Source organism: Planktothrix pseudagardhii (assembly GCF_904830925.1).
Classification (GTDB): Bacteria; Cyanobacteriota; Cyanobacteriia; order Cyanobacteriales; family Microcoleaceae; genus Planktothrix; species Planktothrix tepida.
Genome location: NZ_LR882967.1, coordinates 6,098,084 through 6,118,754, shown reverse-complemented (window position 1 = coordinate 6,118,754; position 20,671 = coordinate 6,098,084). Strand labels below are relative to the sequence as shown.

The following is a 20,671-nucleotide window of genomic DNA, read 5'->3' as shown; positions in this document are numbered from 1 at the left end:
GAGAATAGAAACTAGGGAGGGTAAGGAAACCTCGCCCTTACTATTTTTTAACAGGAATATAAACGCGATCGCGTTGAGAAATACGTCCCTGTTGTAATAAGATCCGAATCGCATCGACAGTCTGCACCCGATTAATTCCCAGAGCTTGTTCAATTTCCGCTAATCGAGCACCGTTCTCATGGCTTTGGATATAGTTGTAGACCCGTTGATCGAGAGTGGCGGGTTCAAGTTGCAATGAGGTATTGGTGGGTTGCGGTTGAACTGAACGCGGGGGCGTTTGGGGTTTAGGGGCGGGAGACTTAGCTTTTAAAGGAGGTTTTGAACTGAGAGGAGGTTGGGGGGTAGTGATAGCTGTTTTGGGCGGAATCGATTTGGGAGGGGTGACAACTGGGCTAGGTTCCCGGCGAGAATCGCCCCAAATACTGTGTTGGAGTTTTAGGTGATAGTCTTTCAGTTCGGCGCGAAAATGCCCCAAATCTTCAAATAACGCCTTCACTGTCTCTTGTCTTTGTATCCGACTTTCTTGGAGTTGTTGTTGTAACCCTTGTGCCATTTGTTGGTGCAGGCTGTCTAACTCCGCCAAATACTTTTGTACCGATTGGGATAGGGTTTGGCGAAATAACGCTAAGTCCTCAAGCAAAGGTTCCCGTAAGTCAAAACGCTGTTGCTGATAGTCTGCTAACAAACTTGCCACCGTATTTCCCAGGTCTTCTCGAAATTGCGATAACCGTTGATGCAGGTCAGTTGCAATTTCAGACCGTTCCTCAGAGGTTTGTTGCAGAAACTCCTCTACCTCTTTGGACAATTGCTGCATGAACTCTTCGAGTTGCTGTTGCAGTTCCTCGGCGAGTAACAAACGTTCTTCTTGGTTATTCGTTAATAAACCGTGAATTTGCTGTTGCAAATTCGTGACAAACTCTTGTCGAATTGCTTGATCGTCTAATGCTTGATTGTGGCGTTCCTGTTGCCAAAGAGTTAATGTCGTTTGAACCTGCTGTTGACGGTCTTGAACCGTCTGTTGGCGCTGGATGCGATCTTGTTGCCACTGGTCTTTCAAAGCCATAATTTCCAAACCCTCGTATCGGTGGATTGTGTCGTATTGGGCAATGGGTATGAGCCTTTAATCGGGTTAGTTGAACTTACATCCTAGCTGGATCAATCCTATAAAAGATTACTCTTGACAACTCTGACGCGCTCAAGCAATTTTCCATAACCTTAGCAAATCTTGGTGCTTTTTTGTTTCATACCCGTTGCTAATTTCAGAATTCTTAGACCGCAGGAACAGCCGCCTGTGAGGTTAAACCAACGGCTTCTGCATATTTGAGATAGGTTTCTACAGAAGCGATTACAATTCTCGCTTCGATAGCCAAAAGTTCGATCCCAACCAGGGAAACACGCACCCAAGCGTCAATGACAATCCCTTTATCTAAAATCCGATCAATCACTTCAGCCAGACTGGAGGATGAATTTACTTTTTCAACAGCCATGAGTCTATTGCTCCTTTTTGGTGGAAAGAACTGGGTATATCCTGATACAGTCCTTTGATGTCATCATACCCTAAACAACGACATTTTTGAGTCCCTTTTGTTACTTCTTTTTACAATTGCCGATATGGGGCTGGCTATTTGTTCATCAAACTTTACATTCTCAATAATGCTCTAACAAAAGTTTAAAATTTTTTACTATTCTATTATGGAACCCAATTCACATACACTGTGAAGACCGTAGCCCAAATTACTAGAGTAAATGATGCCCCGGATATTAGTCATAGATGATGACCCTGCGATCGCGGAACTGGTAGCCATCAACCTAGAAATGGCTGGCTACGAAGTTAGCCAAGCTGAAGATGGTATAAAAGGACAAGCTTTGGCAATGCAACTGTTGCCAGACTTAATTATTTTGGATTTGATGTTACCTAAAGTCGATGGGTTTACCATCTGCCAACGTTTACGTCGGGATGAACGCACGGCAGATATTCCCATTCTGATGTTAACGGCGTTAGGACAAACCCAAAATAAAGTGGAAGGGTTTAATGCAGGTGCGGATGATTATCTAACCAAACCCTTTGAGTTAGAAGAAATGTTAGCGCGGGTCAGGGCGCTCTTACGACGAACCGATCGCATTCCGCAAGCGGCTAAACATAGCGAAATTCTCAGCTACGGTGCTTTAACCTTAGTTCCTGAACGGTTTGAGGCGATTTGGTTTGAGAAAACCGTCAAGTTAACCCATTTGGAATTTGAACTGTTACACTGCTTGCTGCAACGTCATGGTCAAACGGTTGCTCCCAGTGAAATTTTAAAAGAAGTTTGGGGTTATGATCCCGATGACGATATCGAAACCATCCGAGTTCATATTCGTCATCTGCGAACCAAGATGGAACCCGATCCCCGTCATCCTCGATATATTAAAACGGTCTATGGTGCAGGGTATTGTCTGGAACTTCCGGGGAACGGTAAAGGAAACGCGGACGACCCCGCCATCGCTACAGAGTCTTCTGTAGATGGTAATGGAGTCAAGGGGAAGAAAAAGTAGGCATCAAGGGGAATAGGGGGAGTAGAGGAAGCAGGGGAAGCAGCGGGGGGAGAAATCATTAACTCCTATTTTCTGTCTCCTGTCTCCTTCCTCTATCTAAAGTTAGTCCCCAGTGATTTGTTCTTTGTAGGAATTAAATTCTTGAACTAATTCTTGACGGGTTGAAGCTTTTAGTAAGTAGCGGTAAACAAACCAAGCTGTATATCCCATGCCAATTAACTCAAAGGTAGGAGATAAAAGCGGAACATCATTGAGAGCATCAATGACGGCAAATAATACCTTCAGAGAAACAAGACCAGCTAAAATCAGAACAACGGTAATAATCGGTTTTTGGTAGGAGCCAAAAAAACTGGAGATATAACCCGGAAGTTCAGATAAAACCACGACAACTTTTTCTTTAATTTCATCAAACTGGGCATTGGCTGAAGTGGAAGTAATTGCACCGCCTGTTTCCACACTCACGTCTATTTGTGTTCCGCTAGAGGTAGATGTGTCCGTGATTTTCGTGGGTTCTTGCATTTTTCGTCTCCTTGTTTAAAAAAATGTGCAGTACCAATCGATTTTAAGCGAGAGAGAACAAGTTTTTGTCAGAATTAAACGATTTAGAAGTTAATTTTCAGCCAATTGACAGACCTAGACTGTTCCCAAACGCTTAATAATCTAACGGTAAACCACACTGTTCTAGGGTGGATCGATTTTGCAACAATTCTTCAGTGGGTTCATCCACTTGTATCCTTCCTTGTTTGAGAATCATGGCCCGTTGGGTAACTTGGGAAATCCACTGTAAATCGTGGGACGCAATCAACATCACTTCCACCGGAAGTTGAGATAAAATTTGCGCCAGTTCCCGACGCCACCAAGGGTCAAGACCATTCGTGGGTTCATCTAAGATTAAAATGGCTGGTTCTAAAGCTAAAACCGCCGCTAAAGCCGCGAGTCGTTTTTGTCCCCCGGATAATTCATAAACAGAACGATTTACACAGTCGGCTAACCCAAAATCTGCTAACAAATGAGTCGCTTGTACTAAGGCTTGCTCTGGGTCAACGCCATAGTTACAGGGGCCAAACATCACATCTTCTAAAATACTGGGCATAAACAGTTGATCATCGGGATCTTGAAAACAAAATCCCACCCGGCGACGAACTTCGGGTAAGGTGGGGGGTTGAACCGGAATTCCTTGAATCAAAATTTGACCAGAATTGGGTTGTTTTAATCCAATTAAATTTTCCATTAAGGTACTTTTTCCGGTTCCCGTTTGCCCTAATAAAGCAATCCGTTCTCCGGCCGTTAAGGAAAAGGAAATGCCTTGCAAAATTGGATCGTGCTGTGAATAACCAAAGACTAAATCTTGGACAAAAACAGCAGGAATCGGGGGGGTAGTTTCTCCCACCACAGAAATAGAGGGGTTTAAATAAGAATAACTCAAGGTTCAAGATCCACTAAAGAAACAGTTCAAATCCAATTAAGCTAGAGGCTATTAGTAAGGTGAGCAATAGAGCGATCACACTATAACTATCTAGGGTAACTTTTTTTTGAGTTCGGAGTTGAGTTGGGACTCCATATCCTCTTAATTGCATAGCTTTGTAAACTTGTTGGGATTGTTGATAACTTCGGATTAACAAACTTCCCGTTAAAGCTGCATAAATTTGTAAATTCCTCCGACTGATATTCCGAGGTTGAAACCCTCGCAATTGGGTAGCTCGTTGCATTTTTTGGAATTGATGCCCTAATTCAAATAAATACCGATAGGAAATCAACATAATATCTGTTAAAATGGGGGATAAACCGAGCGATCGCAATCCTTTAATTAAGGTTAAAAAAGAACTGGTTCCCAATAAAACTAATCCTAACGTAAAAATTGCTAAAAATCGGCTTACAATTAACAAAACAGCTAGGCAACCTTCCTGTCTGATGGTGATAATTCCCCCCTGCCAAATAATGGTATTTCCTGACAAAAACGGTAATAATCCCACCACTCCGACTAAGAAAAAACCTGGATAAGTTAACCGACGCAGGAGAAATTCCAGGGGGAGTTGAGACAGGGAATAAAATAAAACGGTAATCGTTAAAATGACGGGGACTAAACGCAAATCCTCCACTGAAGCAAAAGCAAACATTAAAGCCAATAATCCAATAATTTTGGCACGCACATCCCATCGATGCACCGGGGAATTAAAATTTGCATACTCATCAAAACTAAAATTCATGGAGATAACCACAGGAAGAGATCAATTGATTAAGATTTCGGGTTTAACTCGCCGTAAAAAATTCACGACCATTGCGGTAAAAATTCCCTCAATAAAAATCAACGGGACATGAGCTAACATTAATCCATAAATCGCTGCTTTTTCAGTGTCCTGATCCCAAGCTGAGGGTAAATTAGTAATGACAATACTAAAAAATAAAAGAGCAGCTAAACCGACTCCCACAGCACCGGATAAAAATCCAAACAAATTTAAGGATAAATTTTCACTCAATTTCAGCTTGATTTTGTTGCGGAGATTAAAAATAAAACCCGCAATTAAAGCTGGAATTCCCATAATTACGGCATTGATTCCGAGTGTTGTTAATCCTCCATGTCCAAACATCACAGCTTGAAATAATAAACCCACAAAAATTGCGGGAAACGCATACCAACCTAATACCGCCCCTAATAGTCCATTTAAGACAAAATGCACACTTGCAGGGGGGATAGGAAGATGAATTCCCGACGCTACAAAAAAAGCGGCTGTCAGTAAAGCAGCTTGCGGAATGCCCTCACTGGGATTAGATTGTCGATTAAGTTGTCGTAGGGAATACCAAAGGGTTAAACTGGTGATTGCATAGCCACTAATTAGAATTTTACTAGGAAGAATTCCTTCGGAAATGTGCATAAAATTTTACTCGATAATTAGCATTATTCCATGATGGTTATGACCTTTATTTGAAAAATCGTTAAACGGATAATCAAATCCTAACGATTGAGATAAAATTATCCTCTATCTAAAGAATTAATTCTGATTGTAACATCAAGATTTAGGGCTAACTATCTCTCTGTCTAGCTCTGGAGATAAACGCGGTGCTTTTGAACGCTGAAAAAATAAAGCCGTCCCGATACAACCCCAAATCACAGAAGCGATCATCACGCCTTTTTGGAGAGGACTCAACTCAGCTTTATTTGGAGTTAAAGCAGTCGATTTCCCCGTGAGAAAATTTTTAGATTCCAGGGGAATACTAATTAACGCTCCATGACCCGCTTGACGCACTTTAACTTCCCAATAGCCTGTTTTTTTGACATCTGGTGTAAAGGTAAAAGAGCCTTCTTCATCGGTTAATCCTTCTTTCCAAGGTTGGGTAGGATTATCGGGGGCATAAACCGTGACCTGGGCTTTTTTCATCGGAAACCCTGAGTCATACAGAGCTTTAATTTCAACGGCTGAAGTGAGTTGATATTCGGCTTTTGCTCCATGAGCGATCGCTCGTTCTTGTACACTTAAAATGGGAAACAAGAGGAACACAATGATCCATTGGTATTTCATATTGTCTACCTCCTAATTTATGATTATTCTTCTGATTGTAAACAATTTTTGAACAATCGGTTTTACTTTTTCAACGTTAATTCTTGACAATGGCCTTCCCCAACGTGAGCAATACTGGATAAAATACCGATTAATTTTTGATAATCAGCCGGAGATAATTTTTGTTTGAGTGTGGGTAAATCTGCTACTAATTCTCCGTTTGTAGCAATTTTTGACAAAGGTTCAAAACCCAAAGCCGTCGTATTAGGTTCCTCCGTAGCTGCGATTTTTCCATTTCCAAATAAATGATCAAAATGGAAGGTTGCTTCTAAATCCGCTTTTCCTCCAGGCTGCAAAATGCCCTTTCGTTCCTCTCCCACATAATCTCCACACAAAAACTGCATTTCTTGATCAAATTTGAGAATAAAAGGAACTTGTTGATCTCCTTTTTTTGCCACCCCTTCTATGACCATTACTTGACCTGCTAATATTCCTTCCGTTCCCTTGTTCAAATTCCACGAAATCGCGTTATACTTGCCAGGAGGAGCCGGAACTTCATTAATGACAATCGCCTGAGTATTTTCATCCCCTTCGGCTAAATCAACCGTTTTTTTAACCACTAAACTAATACTTGTTTTAGCAATGGGTTGACCTCCAGCTTCCGGGTTATAAGGGGGATCAGATTGATAAGCTGTTGCTTCACCAAAGTTGAGATAAATATGATCAAAATTGATGTTCCACCCATCTTTAGAAACCAATCCTTTCCGCACAAAATCTTCTCCATTTGCTTGAAATTGTATTGAACCGATTTCCCCGGTTTGGGTTGAATTGGGAGTAATTTGGGCTTGGGGAGTTTCCGACGTAGATGTTGAAGCAGTTGGAGTCTGAGGTTGAGAACAGCCGATTAGCGTAGCTACAATGAACCCCATTAGACAACTGCGCTGAATTTGTTGTTTTTTCATCTAAAGCTGCTCAATACAATCCTTCATCCTCTAGGAAACAGGTTTTTTCCTGTTATTGCAATACCCCCCTAGGGCATTAAAATCTGATTTAAGTCTTAAGAATTAATTCTGAAGATAGGCAACAATTTTAACTTCTTTCTTCCCCTAGGGAGAAACTCTTTTGACACTCACCGCCCTACAAGTGCGGTGATTCTTCGTTCACAGATTCAACATGCTTTGGCAGGATTGCTCCAACCAAAGTAGAGGCTAAATCTCCCGTTAGCGAAGCTGCGGGTCAGCGCTAGCGTTCGGATTTAAAATCCAGGTTCCTATGTGACCCGTAGTACCCAAGGCTAAATTCAGAATATTAATTGCGGCGTTCCAGTCTCTATCTAATACAAATCCACATTTACAAATATGTGTTCTAGTTGATAAAGATTTTTTGACTGTAGTACCACAGCTAGAGCAATTTTGACTTGTATAAGCTGGATTAACTGCAACAGTTACCCTACCAAATTTAACACCAAAATACTCTAACCACTTTCTGAATTGATGCCAACCTGCATCATTAATAGATTTAGCAAGACAATGATTTTTCACTAAATTCTTGACCCTTAAATCTTCGTAGGCTACTAAATCGTTAGATTGGATTACGCAACGCGCTATTCTCTTAGCGTGTTCTTCACGTTGCCTACTTATCTTAAGGTGTGTCCTGCCTAATTTATTAATAGCTTTTTTTCGATTAGCAGAGCCTTTCTTTTTGCGAGAAACGCGACGTTGATAAAATTTCAACCGTTTCTCACCTGTTCGATAAAATCTGGGATTGGGTTCTGTATGTCCGTTGCTATCTGTGTAGAACTCCTTAAGTCCTACATCCAAACCCATCGTTTTACCCGTTGGTTTAACGTCTACTTTCACATCAGTTTTAATTAAAAACTGAAGGCTTTAACAAACGGGTATTCGGCTCTTAATGCTGTGTTATGACGATAAAGCTCTTTTTGTCCTATGCCTCGGTTATCCATCCAAAAACGGATACACTTGTTACGGACAAACTGAGCAGTTTTAATCGCCTCGTCTATAGCAGCGTATTGAGTTGTTTTCCCTTTTGCCTTAAACTCTAGGACGAGCATTTGACGTGGAAAAACTCTACGGCAATATCATAACACAAATAAAATCGCCCTAGAAGGCTTGCCCTGAGACTTCGGTGTGAACTCAGTCGAACGCTTATCGAATGGGGCGAGGCTTGTATCCCATTTTTTTGGTCATAATAGGTAAAGTGTTTTTAGGTTAAAGACAAAGCATGAGAGATCTAGATCAAGGAAAAGCGATTGAATTGCTCAACACGATTATGGAGTTTGAATTAGCTGGAGTGGTGCGCTATACCCATTATTCACTAATGGTAACAGGGCCAAATCGTTTACCCATTGTACAGTTTTTCAAAGCTCAAGCGACAGAATCTTTACTTCATGCTCAACAAGCGGGAGAAATTCTCACTGGTTTAGAAGGACATCCCAGTCAAAAAATTGCCCCCATTGAAGAAAGCTATCAACATTCTGTTAGGGACATTCTACAGGAAAGTTTGGCTCATGAACGCAAAGCTTTAGAATTATATAAAGATTTGCTAGAAATTGTTGAAAATGCGAGTATTTATTTGGAAGAATATGCTCGGACAATGATTGGTCAAGAAGAATTACATAATATTGAAATCAAGAAGATGTTACGAGATTTTAGTTAAGTACAAAAAATATTTGGAGGCTGGGTTACGCCCAGCTTATCTAATTTTTTAGATCATTAACAAAAGGGATATGGAGATTACAGCCGCTTTACCGACATTTTTAATTACCTTACGAGAAGGATTTGAAGCTGCTTTAGTGGTGGGAATTGTTCTCGCTTGTTTAAAAAAAGCCGAACAAAGTCATCTGAATTCCTGGGTCTTTTCAGGAGTTGTAATTGGCATTCTGGCGAGTGCAGTCTTTGGTGTTCTATTTGGCTGGTTAATTCAAGGAATTGCCACCTCTGAACATCCTTATGCTCCAGTCTTTGGCGAATTTTTAGAAGCCGGAATTGGGTTATTTGCCATTACAATGTTAAGTTGGATGTTGATTTGGATGACCCAACAAGCTAAATCCTTAAAAGCTGAAGTAGAAGGAGCAGTTAAAGCCGCGATTGAAAATCATCAAACCGCCGCAGGTTGGGGAATTTTTGGATTAATTTTTATTGCAGTTCTACGGGAAGGTCTGGAAACCGTTATTTTTATCTTAGCCACATTTCAACAAAGTATCATGGCTGCTATTGGGGCAATTTTAGGGTTATTTGTAGCCGCAGGATTAGGGCTATTATTATTTAAGTGGGGGGTAAAAATCAATATTCGGTTGTTTTTCCAAATCATGGGAGTGTTTTTGTTATTAATTGTTGCCGGATTAATCATTTCGGTTCTGACACATTTAGATGCAGGGGTGGGAATATTAGCTCAGATCAATTCTAACTATGCCGGATTCTGTTTAACTCAACCGACTTCCTGCTTATTAGGAAATTTAGTCTTAAATGCTGAGGGATTTTTACCCGATAAACAATTTCCCGGTATCGTGCTAAAAGCATTATTTGGCTATCGAGATCACTTATATTTTGTGCAAATTGTGAGTTACTTCCTGTTTTTAATTACAGTGGGAGGCTTTTATTTAAAAGAAGTTAATGGAAAAGCAAGCCTACCTTTAAAACCCGAAAAATCGGCTTCTTAATCAGATTAAAATCAGGTAAAATCTGACTTTATTAACAAGCAAACTTAAAGACATTTAAACCCAAACACAATTCCGGCTTTCAGGATTCCCACCTGTCAGGGATTAATAGTATGATTCTCTGACAAAATTGGGTATACTGATAGTAGTCCTTAATTTATCCAAAATAAGTCAATTATGCTAAAGTTTGTCATTGCAGCTTTAGTGGCTTTAGAAATCGTGTTACTGAATTCTTGGGCGCTTCCCCCTGCCAATGCCACATCTCCCGGCGCAGAAGTCTATATTTGGGATTATGCTTCTGTTGGAAGTCATGAACTCGTTTGTAAAAAAGTTGTTTTCCATCCCAAAAATCAATCTCTCCCTTCCAGTGCTGAAGTTCAACCGGTCAGGATTGATTCTCGAATTGTTAATGATGCTGATTGTAGTCATTTAACAGAACCTATCTTGAAATAAAATAGCCCAGGAAAGAAAATTGAAAAACTCTGAAAATGAAAAGTCTTCAATTTTCTTTCTTTTATATTGCGAATGAACCCTTTTCTATAAGGCAGAAATATTGATTAAGGTGCGCGGAAGAATCAGGGTACAAAGCAGAGTTGGAGGATGACAGCCGACCCTGATCAAAATTTAGGCATGAGATTGGTAACAGTTTGTGATAAAATTTTACAAAACTTAAAATTATTCACAACCGTAAATCGGTAGGAACGTAACATGGCAGGACTGTTTGGCTTGTTTGGCAAAAAAGCAGATTCCAATTCCCAGGAGACAACTGGAGACGGTTTCTATATGGAGGGTGATGTAGCCAAAGGTCTTGGAGAGATGGACAGATTCAAGAATATGCCTCCGGTGAAAAAGACTTTCCCGGTTGAGGTTGAGGTTCCTACATTGACAACCCTAAATGGTTTGAGCGGTACCACTTCTAATAATGTGACGGAGGAATCTGCGACCAAAACTGAACGCCGTCGTGCGGATAGCAGTATGGATATGTTTCGGAATCTTGCTCGTGAGATCAAAAAACCTTAACGTTTACTAGAAGAAATCTAATCTCGAATGGGGTTCACAGCCAATAGCAAGGGGGAGTTAAAGATGCTTCTCAGGCTATGTCTGTGAACCCTATTTTAATGTTGAAAAAGGGAATTTCCTTTCATCTTGATGGTAATTCTATTCTTCTTTTTTCTGCGCAATAGGATCTTGTTTACTGGAGTGTACGGTTTAGGTTTCAGCATCAGTCTATATCCTCACACCCCAGCCGCGACTGCTATCAAATTGACTCTCCTGATTTAACGTCTCCGTAATCGCTCTTTTCTGCTACGTTGGTCTTGAGTAGAACGATGTTCTGCTAAAGAAATCACACTGGCTTCATTTTCTTCTCTCGCTACGCGAATTAAGAACGCTGCTAAAGCCAAACTGGCAATCATTGAACTTCCGCCATAACTAAATAGAGGTAAAGGTAAACCAGTAGTAGGTAAAACACCCGTTGCTACCCCAATATTTAATAGAGATTGTCCGACCATAACGACCATCACCCCAATGGCTACTAATTGATGTTCAATTTGTTGTGCTTTCAGGGCGACTCGTAGAGCTAGAGTTCCATAAATTGTTAATAGAAATAATAATAAAATTCCGCCAATAAAGCCAAATTCTTCTGCATAAACCGAGAAAATAAAATCACTATACTGAATTGGTAAATAATAGATTTTTTGGTGAGATAATCCCAATCCTGTCCCCCAAAAACCACCAGAACCCACCGCTAGAAGACTTTGCACTAACTGGTATCCATCCCCCATCGAATCAGCCCAAGGATTTAAAAAGGATAAAACTCTTCGTCTTTGATATTCTTTAATACTAATACTTAAGGTGGCTAAAAGTATTCCCCCTAAAGCCGTCCCCCCTAAATAGTAAAACGGCAATCCTGCGGCTAAGGCAACTAACCAAAGGGTCATCCCACAAAGGGCGGTGGTACTTAAGTTGGGTTGCAATAAAATCGATAATAATACAGTTCCAAAAATTCCTAACCAAATCAACCGAAGTTTCCAACTTAAACGAAACCAATTACCAAAAAAACGGGCACTTTGTAAGACAAGAAAAGGCTTCATTAACTCTGAAGGTTGAATCGGAATCGGCCCGATAGAAATCCAGCGAGTTGCACCATTAATGGTTGTTCCTAATCCGGGAACTAAGGTGAGAAATAATAATCCTAGAACAATTAAAACTCCCCATTGGGCAATTTTTAACCAAAATCTCAGAGAAGATTGAACAATAAAACTAAATCCCAATAATCCTACAACTGTCCAGATTAATTGACGTTTAAAATAATATAATCCATCTCCCTGTTCTGCGTAAGCAATGGGATAAGAAGCGGAGAACATAATAATTAAACCCACAAATAACCAGAGAAAGGTTATCCAATGTAACCATCGAGCTTCCGTTGACCAATGGGTCACAGAAGAGGTAAAAAACGGGAAAATTTGTCTTAAATTCATCTCAAGAATACAACCGTAAACGGGAGTATAGAGTTATTGTTCATTCTCAGTATCTTACGTTCAAAAGGATTAAATTGGCATTCAACTCCCTATTAATTCTGTGTACAGCAACCCCAAATCGAAATTTAACCTTTAAACTTTGACTTGTTTTCCAGGAACAGCTAAAAGCACAATTCGTGATAAAATGATATAAGAATTTTGACTAATTTTTTCAAATCAACGGCAAAACTTGCCATTTTTTTCATAGTCCTTCCTCGAAAAATTCCCCCTGTTTCGGTGTAATGGGGGCTGTAACCGTCTCCCTCTTGACATCCGTTTAATTTCCTCTCTATGACATTTCAACCCCGAACACCCGTAGCATTAATTTCGATTCATGGCGATCCCGATATTACCATCGGACAGGAGGAAGCCGGAGGACAAAATGTGTATGTCCGTCAGGTAGGGGAAGCCTTAGCTGCGTTAGGATGGCCCGTGGATATGTTCACCCGCAGAAGTCATCCTGATCAACCTCTGATTGTTCAGCATCGTCCCAATTGTCGCACGATTCGATTAATTGCTGGCCCAGAAGAATTTATTCCTAGAGATCAAGGATTTCCTTATTTATTGGAATTTGTGGAAAAATTTCAAAAATATCAAGCCGAAACCGGGATACAATATGAATTAATCCATACCAATTATTGGTTATCAGGTTGGGTCGGATTGGAATTAAAAAAACATCAACTTTTACGACAAGTTCATACCTATCATTCTTTAGGAATTGTTAAATATCAAGCCGTTTCTGATATTCCTAAAATTGCTCACACTCGATTAAATGTTGATAAAATTTGTTTAGAAACCGCAGAACGAATTGTTGCGACTAGCCCCCAAGAACAACAGTTTTTACGAGAATTGGTGTCTGAGATTGGCAACATTAATATTATTCCCTGTGGAACTAATATTGATCAATTAGGTCAAGTTTCTAAGGCAGATGCCAGGGAAAAGTTAGGATTCGATCCCCAAGGAAAACTGGTATTTTATATTGGTCGATTTGATCCTCGAAAAGGAATAGAAACTTTAATCAGGGCGATCGCTAATTCTAAATTTCGCTATGATCCTCAGTTAAAATTAATCATTGGCGGGGGTTCTCGTCCGGGGTGTAGTGATGGATTAGAACGCCATCGTTTGGAAAAAATTGTTGATGAATTAGGGTTAAATGATATTACCCAATTTACAGGCAGAATTTTAGACGAAGAACTACCATTATATTATCGAGCGGCGGATGTTTGTGTGGTTCCCAGCCATTATGAACCCTTTGGTTTAGTCGCAATTGAATCCATGGCAAGTTATACTCCTGTAGTCGCTTCTAATGTGGGGGGATTAAAATTTACAGTTATTCCTGAAGTTACGGGGTTATTATGTCCGCCAAAAGATGAGATGGCTTTTACTGAAGCGATTGATCGAATTTTATCTAATCCTAACTGGTCAAAACAACTGGGAGAAGCGGGAAGAAAAGAAGTAGAAACCCAATTTAGTTGGCAAGGGGTTGCCTTAAAATTAAGCGATCTTTATACTCAAATTTTAAGTGAACCCGCCCAACTATTAAGAATAAAACATAAGTTTTAACAGGAGTCCCTTAGAAACCGGGTTTCTGATTGTTATTGATTATGTCGGTGAGATTATGAATTTACTCCGAGGCGACAAAGAATCTTCTATCAATGCCTATGTTTAATTACTATCCCTGTGATTAATGAGGGGGTAATTCTAACGCAATATTTCCTAATAATCCCTTACGAAAATCATTTAATAATTGACGAGCCGTTCTTTCAATATCCCCTTTATGTCGATGTTCTGCTAATTCTTGTAAATAAATATCCCCACTGAGGGCATTAAATTCTAATTGATACCGGGTGGCTAATAAATGTTGTAAATTCAAATCTTGTAAGAATTCTATTAATGCCACAGCGACTTGTTGATTTTCATAAGCTGCTTCCCCAATATCTTCACAGATGGCTAATTTTAACGCATCTTCTTGTTTTTTGATTTGAGTCGGAATCACCCCTGGGGCATCCAATAATTCCAAAGTCTCCGAAATTCTCACCCATCTTAACTGACGAGTCACCCCCGCTCGTCGTGCACTGTCCACAACCCGCCGCTTTAATAACCGATTAATTAACGCCGATTTTCCCACATTGGGAAACCCAATCACCACAGCCCGAACCGGACGGGGTAACATTCCCCGTGAGGCTCGTTTTTCATTCATCTGCACCCCGGCTAATTGGGCAGCTTTTGCGACCGCTTCCACCCCATTCCCCAACTGAGCATTGGTAAAATATGCCGTTTCCCCCCGTTGTTGAAACCACTCTTCCCACTGTTTCTGAATATGAGAAGGAATCATATCCATACGGTTAATCACTAAAACTTTGGTTTTACTCCCCACCCACTGGGGAACTTGGGGATGATGGGTCGCCAAAGGAATCCGAGCATCTCGTACCTCCAACACCACATCCACCCGTTTCAGTTGTTCGGTAAGGGTGCGTTCCGCTTTAGCAATATGACCGGGATACCATTGGATAGACATAGGGGTTTAGGGCTGGGGGAATGGGAGACAAGGGGACGGGGTGACAAGAGGGGACAGGGTGACAAGGGGACGGGGAGCGTTCTTGCTGGGTTACAGTTAAGCGTCAATACCTTGTTAGGGAACAACCAGAACTGGACAGGGAGACAAGTTAATGACGCGGTTAGTGACGCTATCGGCGGCACCTTCTTCAGTCAGACCAGTACCCCGACTGCCGATGACGATTAAATTAGCATCGATTTCATCAGCAACATCACAAATCGTGAAGGCTGGTTTTCCTTGTCGTTCTAGGGTTTGAACCTGAATCCCCTCCTTAGAAAACAGGGCTTGAGCTTGTTCGAGTAAGTCCGCCACTGCTTCCGGGGATGTCATTTGTTCATCGTGGGGCTGAGGGTCACGAACCTCAGTGTCAGGTTCCACAACAGCCAGAACATAGAGAGTAGACTGATAGGTCTTGACAAGGTTGGTCACAATTACAGCCGCTTCGTGGGCTTCACGGCTTTGATCAACAGCAAATAAAACAGTTTTAAACATAATCGCGCATCTCCGAGACGCGGACTTCGGTAGAATGTTTACTGTGAACGATTGGGTGGTAGACCTCATTGGGTTGACAGACAATATCAAACTGTCCGAAACCTGACCAATGCCACCTAAATTTAATCTGATTAAGACAAGAACACATCCTAGGAGGATAATCCTGTGTCAAAAAAAACTGTAGCAGATTTATCAGCATCAGATTTATCTGGGAAACGAGTATTAGTCCGCGTTGATTTTAATGTTCCCCTTGATAATGGTTCAATTTCCGATGATACACGGATTCGCGCTGCTCTGCCGACAATCCAAGATTTAACCTCCAAAGGTGCTAAAGTTATTTTAACTAGCCACTTTGGTCGTCCCAAAGGAATAGACGACTCCATGCGTTTAACCCCTGTGGCAGCCCGGTTATCGGAATTGTTAGGCAAACCGGTTAAGAAATGTGACGATTGTATTGGGGATGAAGTCGCCCAAGTTGTTGCTGCTATGGAAAATGGGGATGTCACTGTCTTAGAAAATGTCCGTTTCTATGCCGAAGAAGAAAAAAATGATCCTGAATTTGCTCAAAAATTAGCTTCTGTTGCCGATTTCTACGTTAATGATGCTTTTGGAACTGCCCACCGTGCCCATGCTTCTACTGAAGGCGTAACCCATTATTTGCCTTCTGTGGCGGGTTATTTAATTGAAAAAGAACTCCAGTTTTTGCAAGGTGCAATTGAAGAACCCAAACGTCCTTTAGCTGCTATTGTTGGCGGTTCTAAAGTGTCTTCTAAAATTGGTGTCATTGAAGCCCTTTTAGATAAATGCGATAAATTACTGTTAGGCGGTGGGATGATTTTCACCTTTTATAAAGCTCGTGGTTTAAATGTGGGTAAATCTTTGGTAGAAGAAGATAAACTCGATTTAGCTCGTGCTTTAGAAGCAAAAGCCAAAGAAAAAGGCGTAGCGTTCCTGTTACCGACCGATGTGGTTGTTGCGGATAAATTTGCCCCTGATGCAGAAGCCAAAACCGTTAGTATTAATGATATTCCCGATGGTTGGATGGGGTTAGATATTGGCCCTGATTCTGTTAAAGTTTTTCAAGCAGCTTTAGGCGACTGTAAAACCGTGATTTGGAACGGCCCTATGGGGGTTTTTGAGTTCGAGAAATTCGCGGCGGGAACCAAAGCGATCGCTTTAACTTTAGCAGATTTAACTAAAACAGGCACGATTACAATTATCGGTGGTGGTGATTCCGTTGCGGCTGTTGAACAGTTGAATTTAGGCGAACAAATGAGCCATATTTCCACTGGAGGTGGCGCGAGTTTAGAACTGTTAGAAGGAAAAGTATTACCTGGAATTGCAGCGTTAAATGACAAGTAATTTTAGGATAATTTAATCCGAACTGTAGGGGATATGGCCGTGTCATTCCCCTACTATTTTTTGACCCTGAACGTTTAATTATGGAACTTGAATAATAGGGTTCTTCTAGGCTAGTTATGAGATCTTAAATCAAATAGAAGAAGTCAGTATAGACTTGTGGGTTCCCTATAAAAGTGTAGTGGAAGAACTGATGCCGAATGCACAAGTAGTTGCCGATAGATTTCATGTCATCAAACAAGTCAATGAAGAGTTAGACTAAACAATCAAAAGGTGGATTGCCGAAATTCTCGCCTATTTCGACAATCGAACTACCCAAGGGGTCGTCGAAGGAATCAATCAGAAAATTAAGTTAATTAAGAGAAGAGCGTATGGCTTAAATAATTTTGCTAACTTTAGAAGAAGAGTTCTCTTAAATTGGCATTTTTCTTCTAATTTATCATAGTTAGTCTAGAAGAGCCTTAATTTTTACTATCCCATACTATAGTAACAGTCCCTTTTTAGATCCACAACTCCCAAATCCCAATGGTAACGCTAAGATAATAGCGATCGCCTCCTAAAACTTCCCTCCTCCCCCTCGTTTCTAGGTTCTACCTAGAAATGATATTAGGGTGGCTCTGCCACCTGTCAAAAATTCACTATCAACCATGATTAAAAAGAGGGAAATTAATTTAATTACAAATTATAATAACTTCTTTCATAAATTTTCAAAAAATAATCAGCTAATTTATGTAATTTTAATTTATTCATATCTTCATAAAGTGTCGGTTGATCTCTACTTAATTTTTGAAGATATTCAGCATCTTGTAAAACCTCTACTAAATCATCTATTCCATCAAACTTATAAGCAAGATCTACTGCTATTTGTAAGACAGGCTTACTATAAAAATATTTAAAAATTTCTTGTGAAACATAACAAATCTCTAGTTTATCTTTACATAAAGATAGAGCTACTAAAGATAGCTTTTCTGCTAATTCCGGCTGATTGTCTTTTGAGGCTGCTTTAACGGCAGTCAAACGAATGTAGATATGAGTTATATCATCTAATTGAACCCTGTTGCACAGAGGTAAAACAAGTTCTAAGCTTTTTTTATAGTTTCCTATGTCTGCAAGAAAAGAAGCAAAAATTTCTATCTTTTCAGGCTCTAATTTTCCTTGTATCCATCTTTTTTCTACAAACTTTAAAACATTTTCTATTAATTTTTTGTCTTTTCGGGTTTCCATTTTATTTTTATCGGAAATATTAGACAATATTTCCGATAATTTATTAGTTAATAAATTGTCAGCTTCTTCATCATTAGGTATTAAATCAACCATCTTAAATCCATAATTTATCCAGGCTTCTTCATTTTTAGTAAAATAGAAAAATCTCATTGCAGTTCTATATACTTCAGGATGAGGGTACATAGCTGCAATTTCAAGGATTCTTTTTTCCGTTTCTTGCGGAGGAAGAGACAGCAAACTCTTACTAATATTTTCTACTTGCTCACGAATATTTTTATCGGCTAATTCTATATTTAATCCATAGAATAAACTAACATAATTTTTTAATAGTTCTTCATCTTTATTAGAACTAACCAGTGCTAAAAACTCATTTTGTTCTAGCAAAGACGAAGAAAATAGAAAGAAAAGTTTATTATCTTCTACTTCAAAACGTTTATAACATCTTATTTTAAAAGTTGAAATATCGTTGGGTTTAGGGACACGAGAAACAACAACTTTAACATCAATTTTCTTGTCCAGTGCTTGAGCAACTTGACTTTTTTGAATTAAGTTTTTAATATGCTTCGTGACTTTGATACTTTCTGAACTCATAGAGGAAAGCATTACGACTTCATCAGCTAATTGTTGGGTGCATAAACCAGCAATTTCAGTAATACCTGTACGAGAGTCTATAATGACAAAATCTGCTTTTAAATCTTCCTTGATGTAGGCAATAAATTGTTGAAAAAAGGCAACCCCATTAAGTTCTTCAGAAAAAATTTTACCCCAATCTAACTGACTCAGTTGTTTATAATAATTTTCAGATAAATATTGACCTGATGGAATTAACCACAGGGGAATAGACTCAGTAGAATCACCAAAAGGGACTTTAAGACAAATATCTTGAATTTGACACAACTCTTGGTTATGAATTTGATAATGCAAAATATAATCTAAAAGCCCTTTGTGATCCTCTGGTACTTTCAAACTATGAAATTTAGCATCAATTCCTGGAGCTTCTAAATCAAAATCAATAATAACTGTTTTTAGCCCAAGTTTCGCAAGATAAACGGCAAAGTTAGCAGCAGCTAAGGTTCTACCCACACCACCTTTATAGGAATAGAATGTAATGGTTTTCATGCTGCTGTCCCCCAGAAACCATCCTTAGAAACAAGATTCTGTGCTTGTTTACATTTTGTTTTTTGTTCTGATGAAATTAGATCAAATTCTGGCGTTTGTGGATTTTCTTGAGGGGGTAATTCTTCTATATCATCTAAAACAGTTTTAATCGTTTCTTCAAACTCTTGGGGTGTTATCCCTAATTTAGCCGCAACTCCAGCAACTTTTTGACCATTCAGCAAAAATGATGCTTCAAAGTCAGCACCCAACGCATCTAAATAAGCTAAAACGGATTCAAATGTATGATCATTATTGGCGCTTTCTAATTTAGAAACCCAACTTTGACCTACTCCCATTTTTTCAGCTAACTCCGCCTGAGTTAACCCCATTTTTTTACGCAAATTTCGCATCACTTGAGTTAAAGCAACTCGAAATAATTCCTGTCTTTCTACCAGTCGAGTGTTTGGTGTGTCTGGAATAATTTCATTGAGGAATGCTAAAACATCTTGAGTTTGATTATGAGTCATTTTTCACCTTCCTGTTGTTTCATCAAGCGTTCACGCCGTCTTACTGCCTGGTCAATTTCTCGTTTAGGAGTTTTTTGAGTTTTCTTTTTAAAAGCGTGCAATAAGACAAACCGTTTACCGACTAAAGTACAGAAAAAGATGCGAGGATTATTCGGAGTATTATCTAACCGCAGTTCATATAAGTTAGTTTGGGTTGCAATTTTGTCTAAAATATCTGATCTTTCCCTCAATAACCTTAATCCGTAACTTTGTAATAGCTTTAGCCGTAGCTGGAGTTGCTTCAGTTCTCCGGGTGTGAGCGAAGGATCTTTCAGAAACTCCTTAACGGGGGCTGTTCCATCGGCATCGAAGTAAAATTCAATGTGCCATTGCTCCGTCACTCCTCTATCTCCCTAGTATAGCATGACATATTTAGAATAAAATTTCAACTCGCCGTTGCTTCTGAGACTAGGTTAGGATCATACTTTAAGTCAGGAGCGTTGAAAAAATCTTCAATCAAATCAGCAATCACACTCTGATCTGTTGTTTTTACACCCATCTCTCTTGGCGCAGATAGGCTGCTTTCGTGGGAACTCAGAACGTTGTGACTCCCGACCATCGCAAATTGGTGATCGCAAAGAATATACTTTTCATGGGTTCCCGTTAATTTGAGTTCCAATTGTTCAGGATAGCGTTTCCGTAGTTCTTGTAGCTTAGGGAAAGCACTGTAATGTCCTGCGGTATCAGCAGTCATATTAATGAAGCATTCACCTGATGGAAAAATATTAATGATCTTGCCATAGGGACTTATTCCTTTTATATCATAACTATAGCCCCAGCCAATATAGAGATAACAGCCTCGATCCAGTAAAGCCGTCATTCTTAACAAGATATCCTGATCAAGACTACGTTGGCTTAACCAAGGACTACTAATAATCACAAATTCCTTCGCTTTGGAAAGTGCATCAATGAGGATGATCCGGCTTTCTATACGACCTTTAACGGTTTCGATCACAGGATGTTGATCCGCTTGTACCTGTTGGTAGAACTCTTGATACTGTCTCAACAACTCAACCCCATTCGGGTGATCGACTAATTTGTCCAAGAGTAAAAGCGGGTTGAGAGACGATTGAACAGACAAAGGATCTGAGTTGATTAGTGACATTATTCTATTTTTAGAATTATTGGTTGATTCAGATTATGACATAAAT

At 39.8% G+C, this 20,671-nt stretch carries 22 protein-coding genes and 2 pseudogenes; 8 read left to right on the top strand and 16 right to left on the bottom strand.

The genetic code is table 11. The annotated features are described in order from the left end of the window. Window positions 1-40 precede the first annotated feature (40 nt). Together gvpC and gvpA are read right to left on the bottom strand one after the other, a co-directional pair. Window positions 41-1,063: a gas vesicle protein GvpC gene (gene gvpC, locus NMK36_RS26565; RefSeq protein ID WP_072717741.1), complete on the bottom strand. Its 1,023-nt coding sequence runs from the start codon at window positions 1,061-1,063 to the stop codon at window positions 41-43. Window positions 1,064-1,268: 205 nt separating this feature from the next. Next, window positions 1,269-1,487 (bottom strand): gas vesicle structural protein GvpA, encoded by a 219-nt coding sequence (gvpA, locus tag NMK36_RS26560; protein ID WP_072717742.1) that lies wholly within the window; start codon window positions 1,485-1,487, stop codon window positions 1,269-1,271. A gap of 262 nt (window positions 1,488-1,749) precedes the next feature. Between gvpA and NMK36_RS26555 the strand changes: the two genes are divergently transcribed. Continuing rightward, window positions 1,750-2,532, top strand: a complete 783-nt coding sequence (locus NMK36_RS26555; protein ID WP_072717743.1) for a response regulator transcription factor — start codon at window positions 1,750-1,752, stop codon at window positions 2,530-2,532. A gap of 102 nt (window positions 2,533-2,634) precedes the next feature. Here NMK36_RS26555 and NMK36_RS26550 read toward each other — a convergent pair whose 3' ends face one another. The 7 genes and pseudogenes from NMK36_RS26550 to NMK36_RS26520 form a co-directional block, all read right to left on the bottom strand. Next, window positions 2,635-3,051 carry a CAAD domain-containing protein gene (locus NMK36_RS26550; RefSeq protein WP_072717744.1) on the bottom strand — a complete coding sequence of 139 codons (417 nt, stop codon included), beginning with the start codon at window positions 3,049-3,051 and terminating at the stop codon, window positions 2,635-2,637. Between the two features lie 133 nt (window positions 3,052-3,184). Continuing rightward, on the bottom strand, window positions 3,185-3,901 hold the full coding sequence (locus NMK36_RS26545) for an ABC transporter ATP-binding protein (RefSeq protein WP_072718663.1): 717 nt from the start codon (window positions 3,899-3,901) through the stop codon (window positions 3,185-3,187). Window positions 3,902-3,971: 70 nt separating this feature from the next. Then, window positions 3,972-4,739: a cobalt ECF transporter T component CbiQ gene (cbiQ, locus tag NMK36_RS26540; RefSeq protein WP_072717745.1), complete on the bottom strand. Its 768-nt coding sequence runs from the start codon at window positions 4,737-4,739 to the stop codon at window positions 3,972-3,974. Between the two features lie 21 nt (window positions 4,740-4,760). Beyond that, window positions 4,761-5,405, bottom strand: a complete 645-nt coding sequence (cbiM, locus tag NMK36_RS26535; protein WP_072717746.1) for a cobalt transporter CbiM — start codon at window positions 5,403-5,405, stop codon at window positions 4,761-4,763. Between the two features lie 135 nt (window positions 5,406-5,540). Continuing rightward, window positions 5,541-6,050 carry a hypothetical protein gene (locus tag NMK36_RS26530; protein WP_072717747.1) on the bottom strand — a complete coding sequence of 170 codons (510 nt, stop codon included), beginning with the start codon at window positions 6,048-6,050 and terminating at the stop codon, window positions 5,541-5,543. Between the two features lie 62 nt (window positions 6,051-6,112). Beyond that, entirely contained in the window at window positions 6,113-6,991 is an 879-nt protein-coding gene (locus NMK36_RS26525; RefSeq protein ID WP_072717748.1) for a DUF4382 domain-containing protein, read from the bottom strand. 175 nt (window positions 6,992-7,166) lie between these two features. Beyond that, window positions 7,167-8,100, bottom strand: a pseudogene (locus NMK36_RS26520) (RNA-guided endonuclease InsQ/TnpB family protein). A 170-nt stretch (window positions 8,101-8,270) separates the two neighbouring features. Here NMK36_RS26520 and NMK36_RS26515 point away from each other — a divergent pair. The 4 genes from NMK36_RS26515 (at window position 8,271) to NMK36_RS26500 (ending at window position 10,725) form a co-directional block, all read left to right on the top strand. Then, window positions 8,271-8,705: a ferritin-like domain-containing protein gene (locus NMK36_RS26515; protein ID WP_072717749.1), complete on the top strand. Its 435-nt coding sequence runs from the start codon at window positions 8,271-8,273 to the stop codon at window positions 8,703-8,705. Between the two features lie 70 nt (window positions 8,706-8,775). Continuing rightward, window positions 8,776-9,708 carry an FTR1 family iron permease gene (locus NMK36_RS26510; protein ID WP_072717750.1) on the top strand — a complete coding sequence of 311 codons (933 nt, stop codon included), beginning with the start codon at window positions 8,776-8,778 and terminating at the stop codon, window positions 9,706-9,708. A gap of 174 nt (window positions 9,709-9,882) precedes the next feature. Further along, entirely contained in the window at window positions 9,883-10,158 is a 276-nt protein-coding gene (locus tag NMK36_RS26505; protein WP_254175013.1) for a hypothetical protein, read from the top strand. 255 nt (window positions 10,159-10,413) lie between these two features. After that, complete coding sequence (locus NMK36_RS26500) at window positions 10,414-10,725, top strand: hypothetical protein (protein WP_072717752.1); 312 nt, start codon at window positions 10,414-10,416, stop codon at window positions 10,723-10,725. A gap of 257 nt (window positions 10,726-10,982) precedes the next feature. Here NMK36_RS26500 and NMK36_RS26495 read toward each other — a convergent pair whose 3' ends face one another. Further along, a complete protein-coding gene (locus tag NMK36_RS26495) occupies window positions 10,983-12,185 on the bottom strand; it encodes an FtsW/RodA/SpoVE family cell cycle protein (protein ID WP_072717753.1) in 1,203 nt (400 codons plus the stop codon). A 330-nt stretch (window positions 12,186-12,515) separates the two neighbouring features. Between NMK36_RS26495 and NMK36_RS26490 the strand changes: the two genes are divergently transcribed. Further along, a complete protein-coding gene (locus NMK36_RS26490; RefSeq protein ID WP_254175012.1) occupies window positions 12,516-13,787 on the top strand; it encodes a glycosyltransferase in 1,272 nt (423 codons plus the stop codon). A gap of 121 nt (window positions 13,788-13,908) precedes the next feature. Here the strand turns inward: NMK36_RS26490 and ylqF are convergent, their stop codons facing one another. Both ylqF and NMK36_RS26480 read right to left on the bottom strand, forming a co-directional pair. Next, complete coding sequence (gene ylqF / locus NMK36_RS26485) at window positions 13,909-14,742, bottom strand: ribosome biogenesis GTPase YlqF (protein WP_072717755.1); 834 nt, start codon at window positions 14,740-14,742, stop codon at window positions 13,909-13,911. A 114-nt stretch (window positions 14,743-14,856) separates the two neighbouring features. Further along, the gene (locus NMK36_RS26480; RefSeq protein WP_072717756.1) at window positions 14,857-15,273 is read right to left on the bottom strand and encodes a universal stress protein; all 417 of its coding nucleotides are present in this window, start codon (window positions 15,271-15,273) and stop codon (window positions 14,857-14,859) included. A gap of 165 nt (window positions 15,274-15,438) precedes the next feature. On the opposite strand from NMK36_RS26480, the gene NMK36_RS26475 reads away from it, so the two are divergent. Both NMK36_RS26475 and NMK36_RS26470 read left to right on the top strand, forming a co-directional pair. Then, window positions 15,439-16,635, top strand: coding sequence for a phosphoglycerate kinase (locus NMK36_RS26475; protein WP_072717757.1), 1,197 nt, complete (start codon window positions 15,439-15,441; stop codon window positions 16,633-16,635). 118 nt (window positions 16,636-16,753) lie between these two features. After that, window positions 16,754-17,077 (top strand): annotated as a pseudogene (locus NMK36_RS26470) (ISL3 family transposase); the annotation flags it as partial. 230 nt (window positions 17,078-17,307) lie between these two features. Here the strand turns inward: NMK36_RS26470 and NMK36_RS26465 are convergent. Genes NMK36_RS26465 through NMK36_RS26450 form a run of 4 tightly spaced genes read right to left on the bottom strand, consistent with a single transcriptional unit; the run spans window position 17,308 to window position 20,625 of the window. Next, a complete protein-coding gene (locus NMK36_RS26465) occupies window positions 17,308-18,975 on the bottom strand; it encodes a tyrosine-protein kinase family protein (protein ID WP_254175011.1) in 1,668 nt (555 codons plus the stop codon). Beyond that, entirely contained in the window at window positions 18,972-19,481 is a 510-nt protein-coding gene (locus NMK36_RS26460) for a helix-turn-helix domain-containing protein (protein ID WP_072717759.1), read from the bottom strand. The genes NMK36_RS26465 and NMK36_RS26460 overlap by 4 nt, the downstream gene beginning before the upstream one ends. After that, window positions 19,478-19,861, bottom strand: a complete 384-nt coding sequence (locus NMK36_RS26455) for a type II toxin-antitoxin system RelE/ParE family toxin (protein WP_072717760.1) — start codon at window positions 19,859-19,861, stop codon at window positions 19,478-19,480. Before NMK36_RS26455 ends, NMK36_RS26460 begins: the two co-directional genes overlap by 4 nt. Before the next feature lie 44 nt (window positions 19,862-19,905). Beyond that, on the bottom strand, window positions 19,906-20,625 hold the full coding sequence (locus tag NMK36_RS26450) for a phospholipase D-like domain-containing protein (RefSeq protein ID WP_072717761.1): 720 nt from the start codon (window positions 20,623-20,625) through the stop codon (window positions 19,906-19,908). Between the last annotated feature and the right edge of the window lie 46 nt (window positions 20,626-20,671).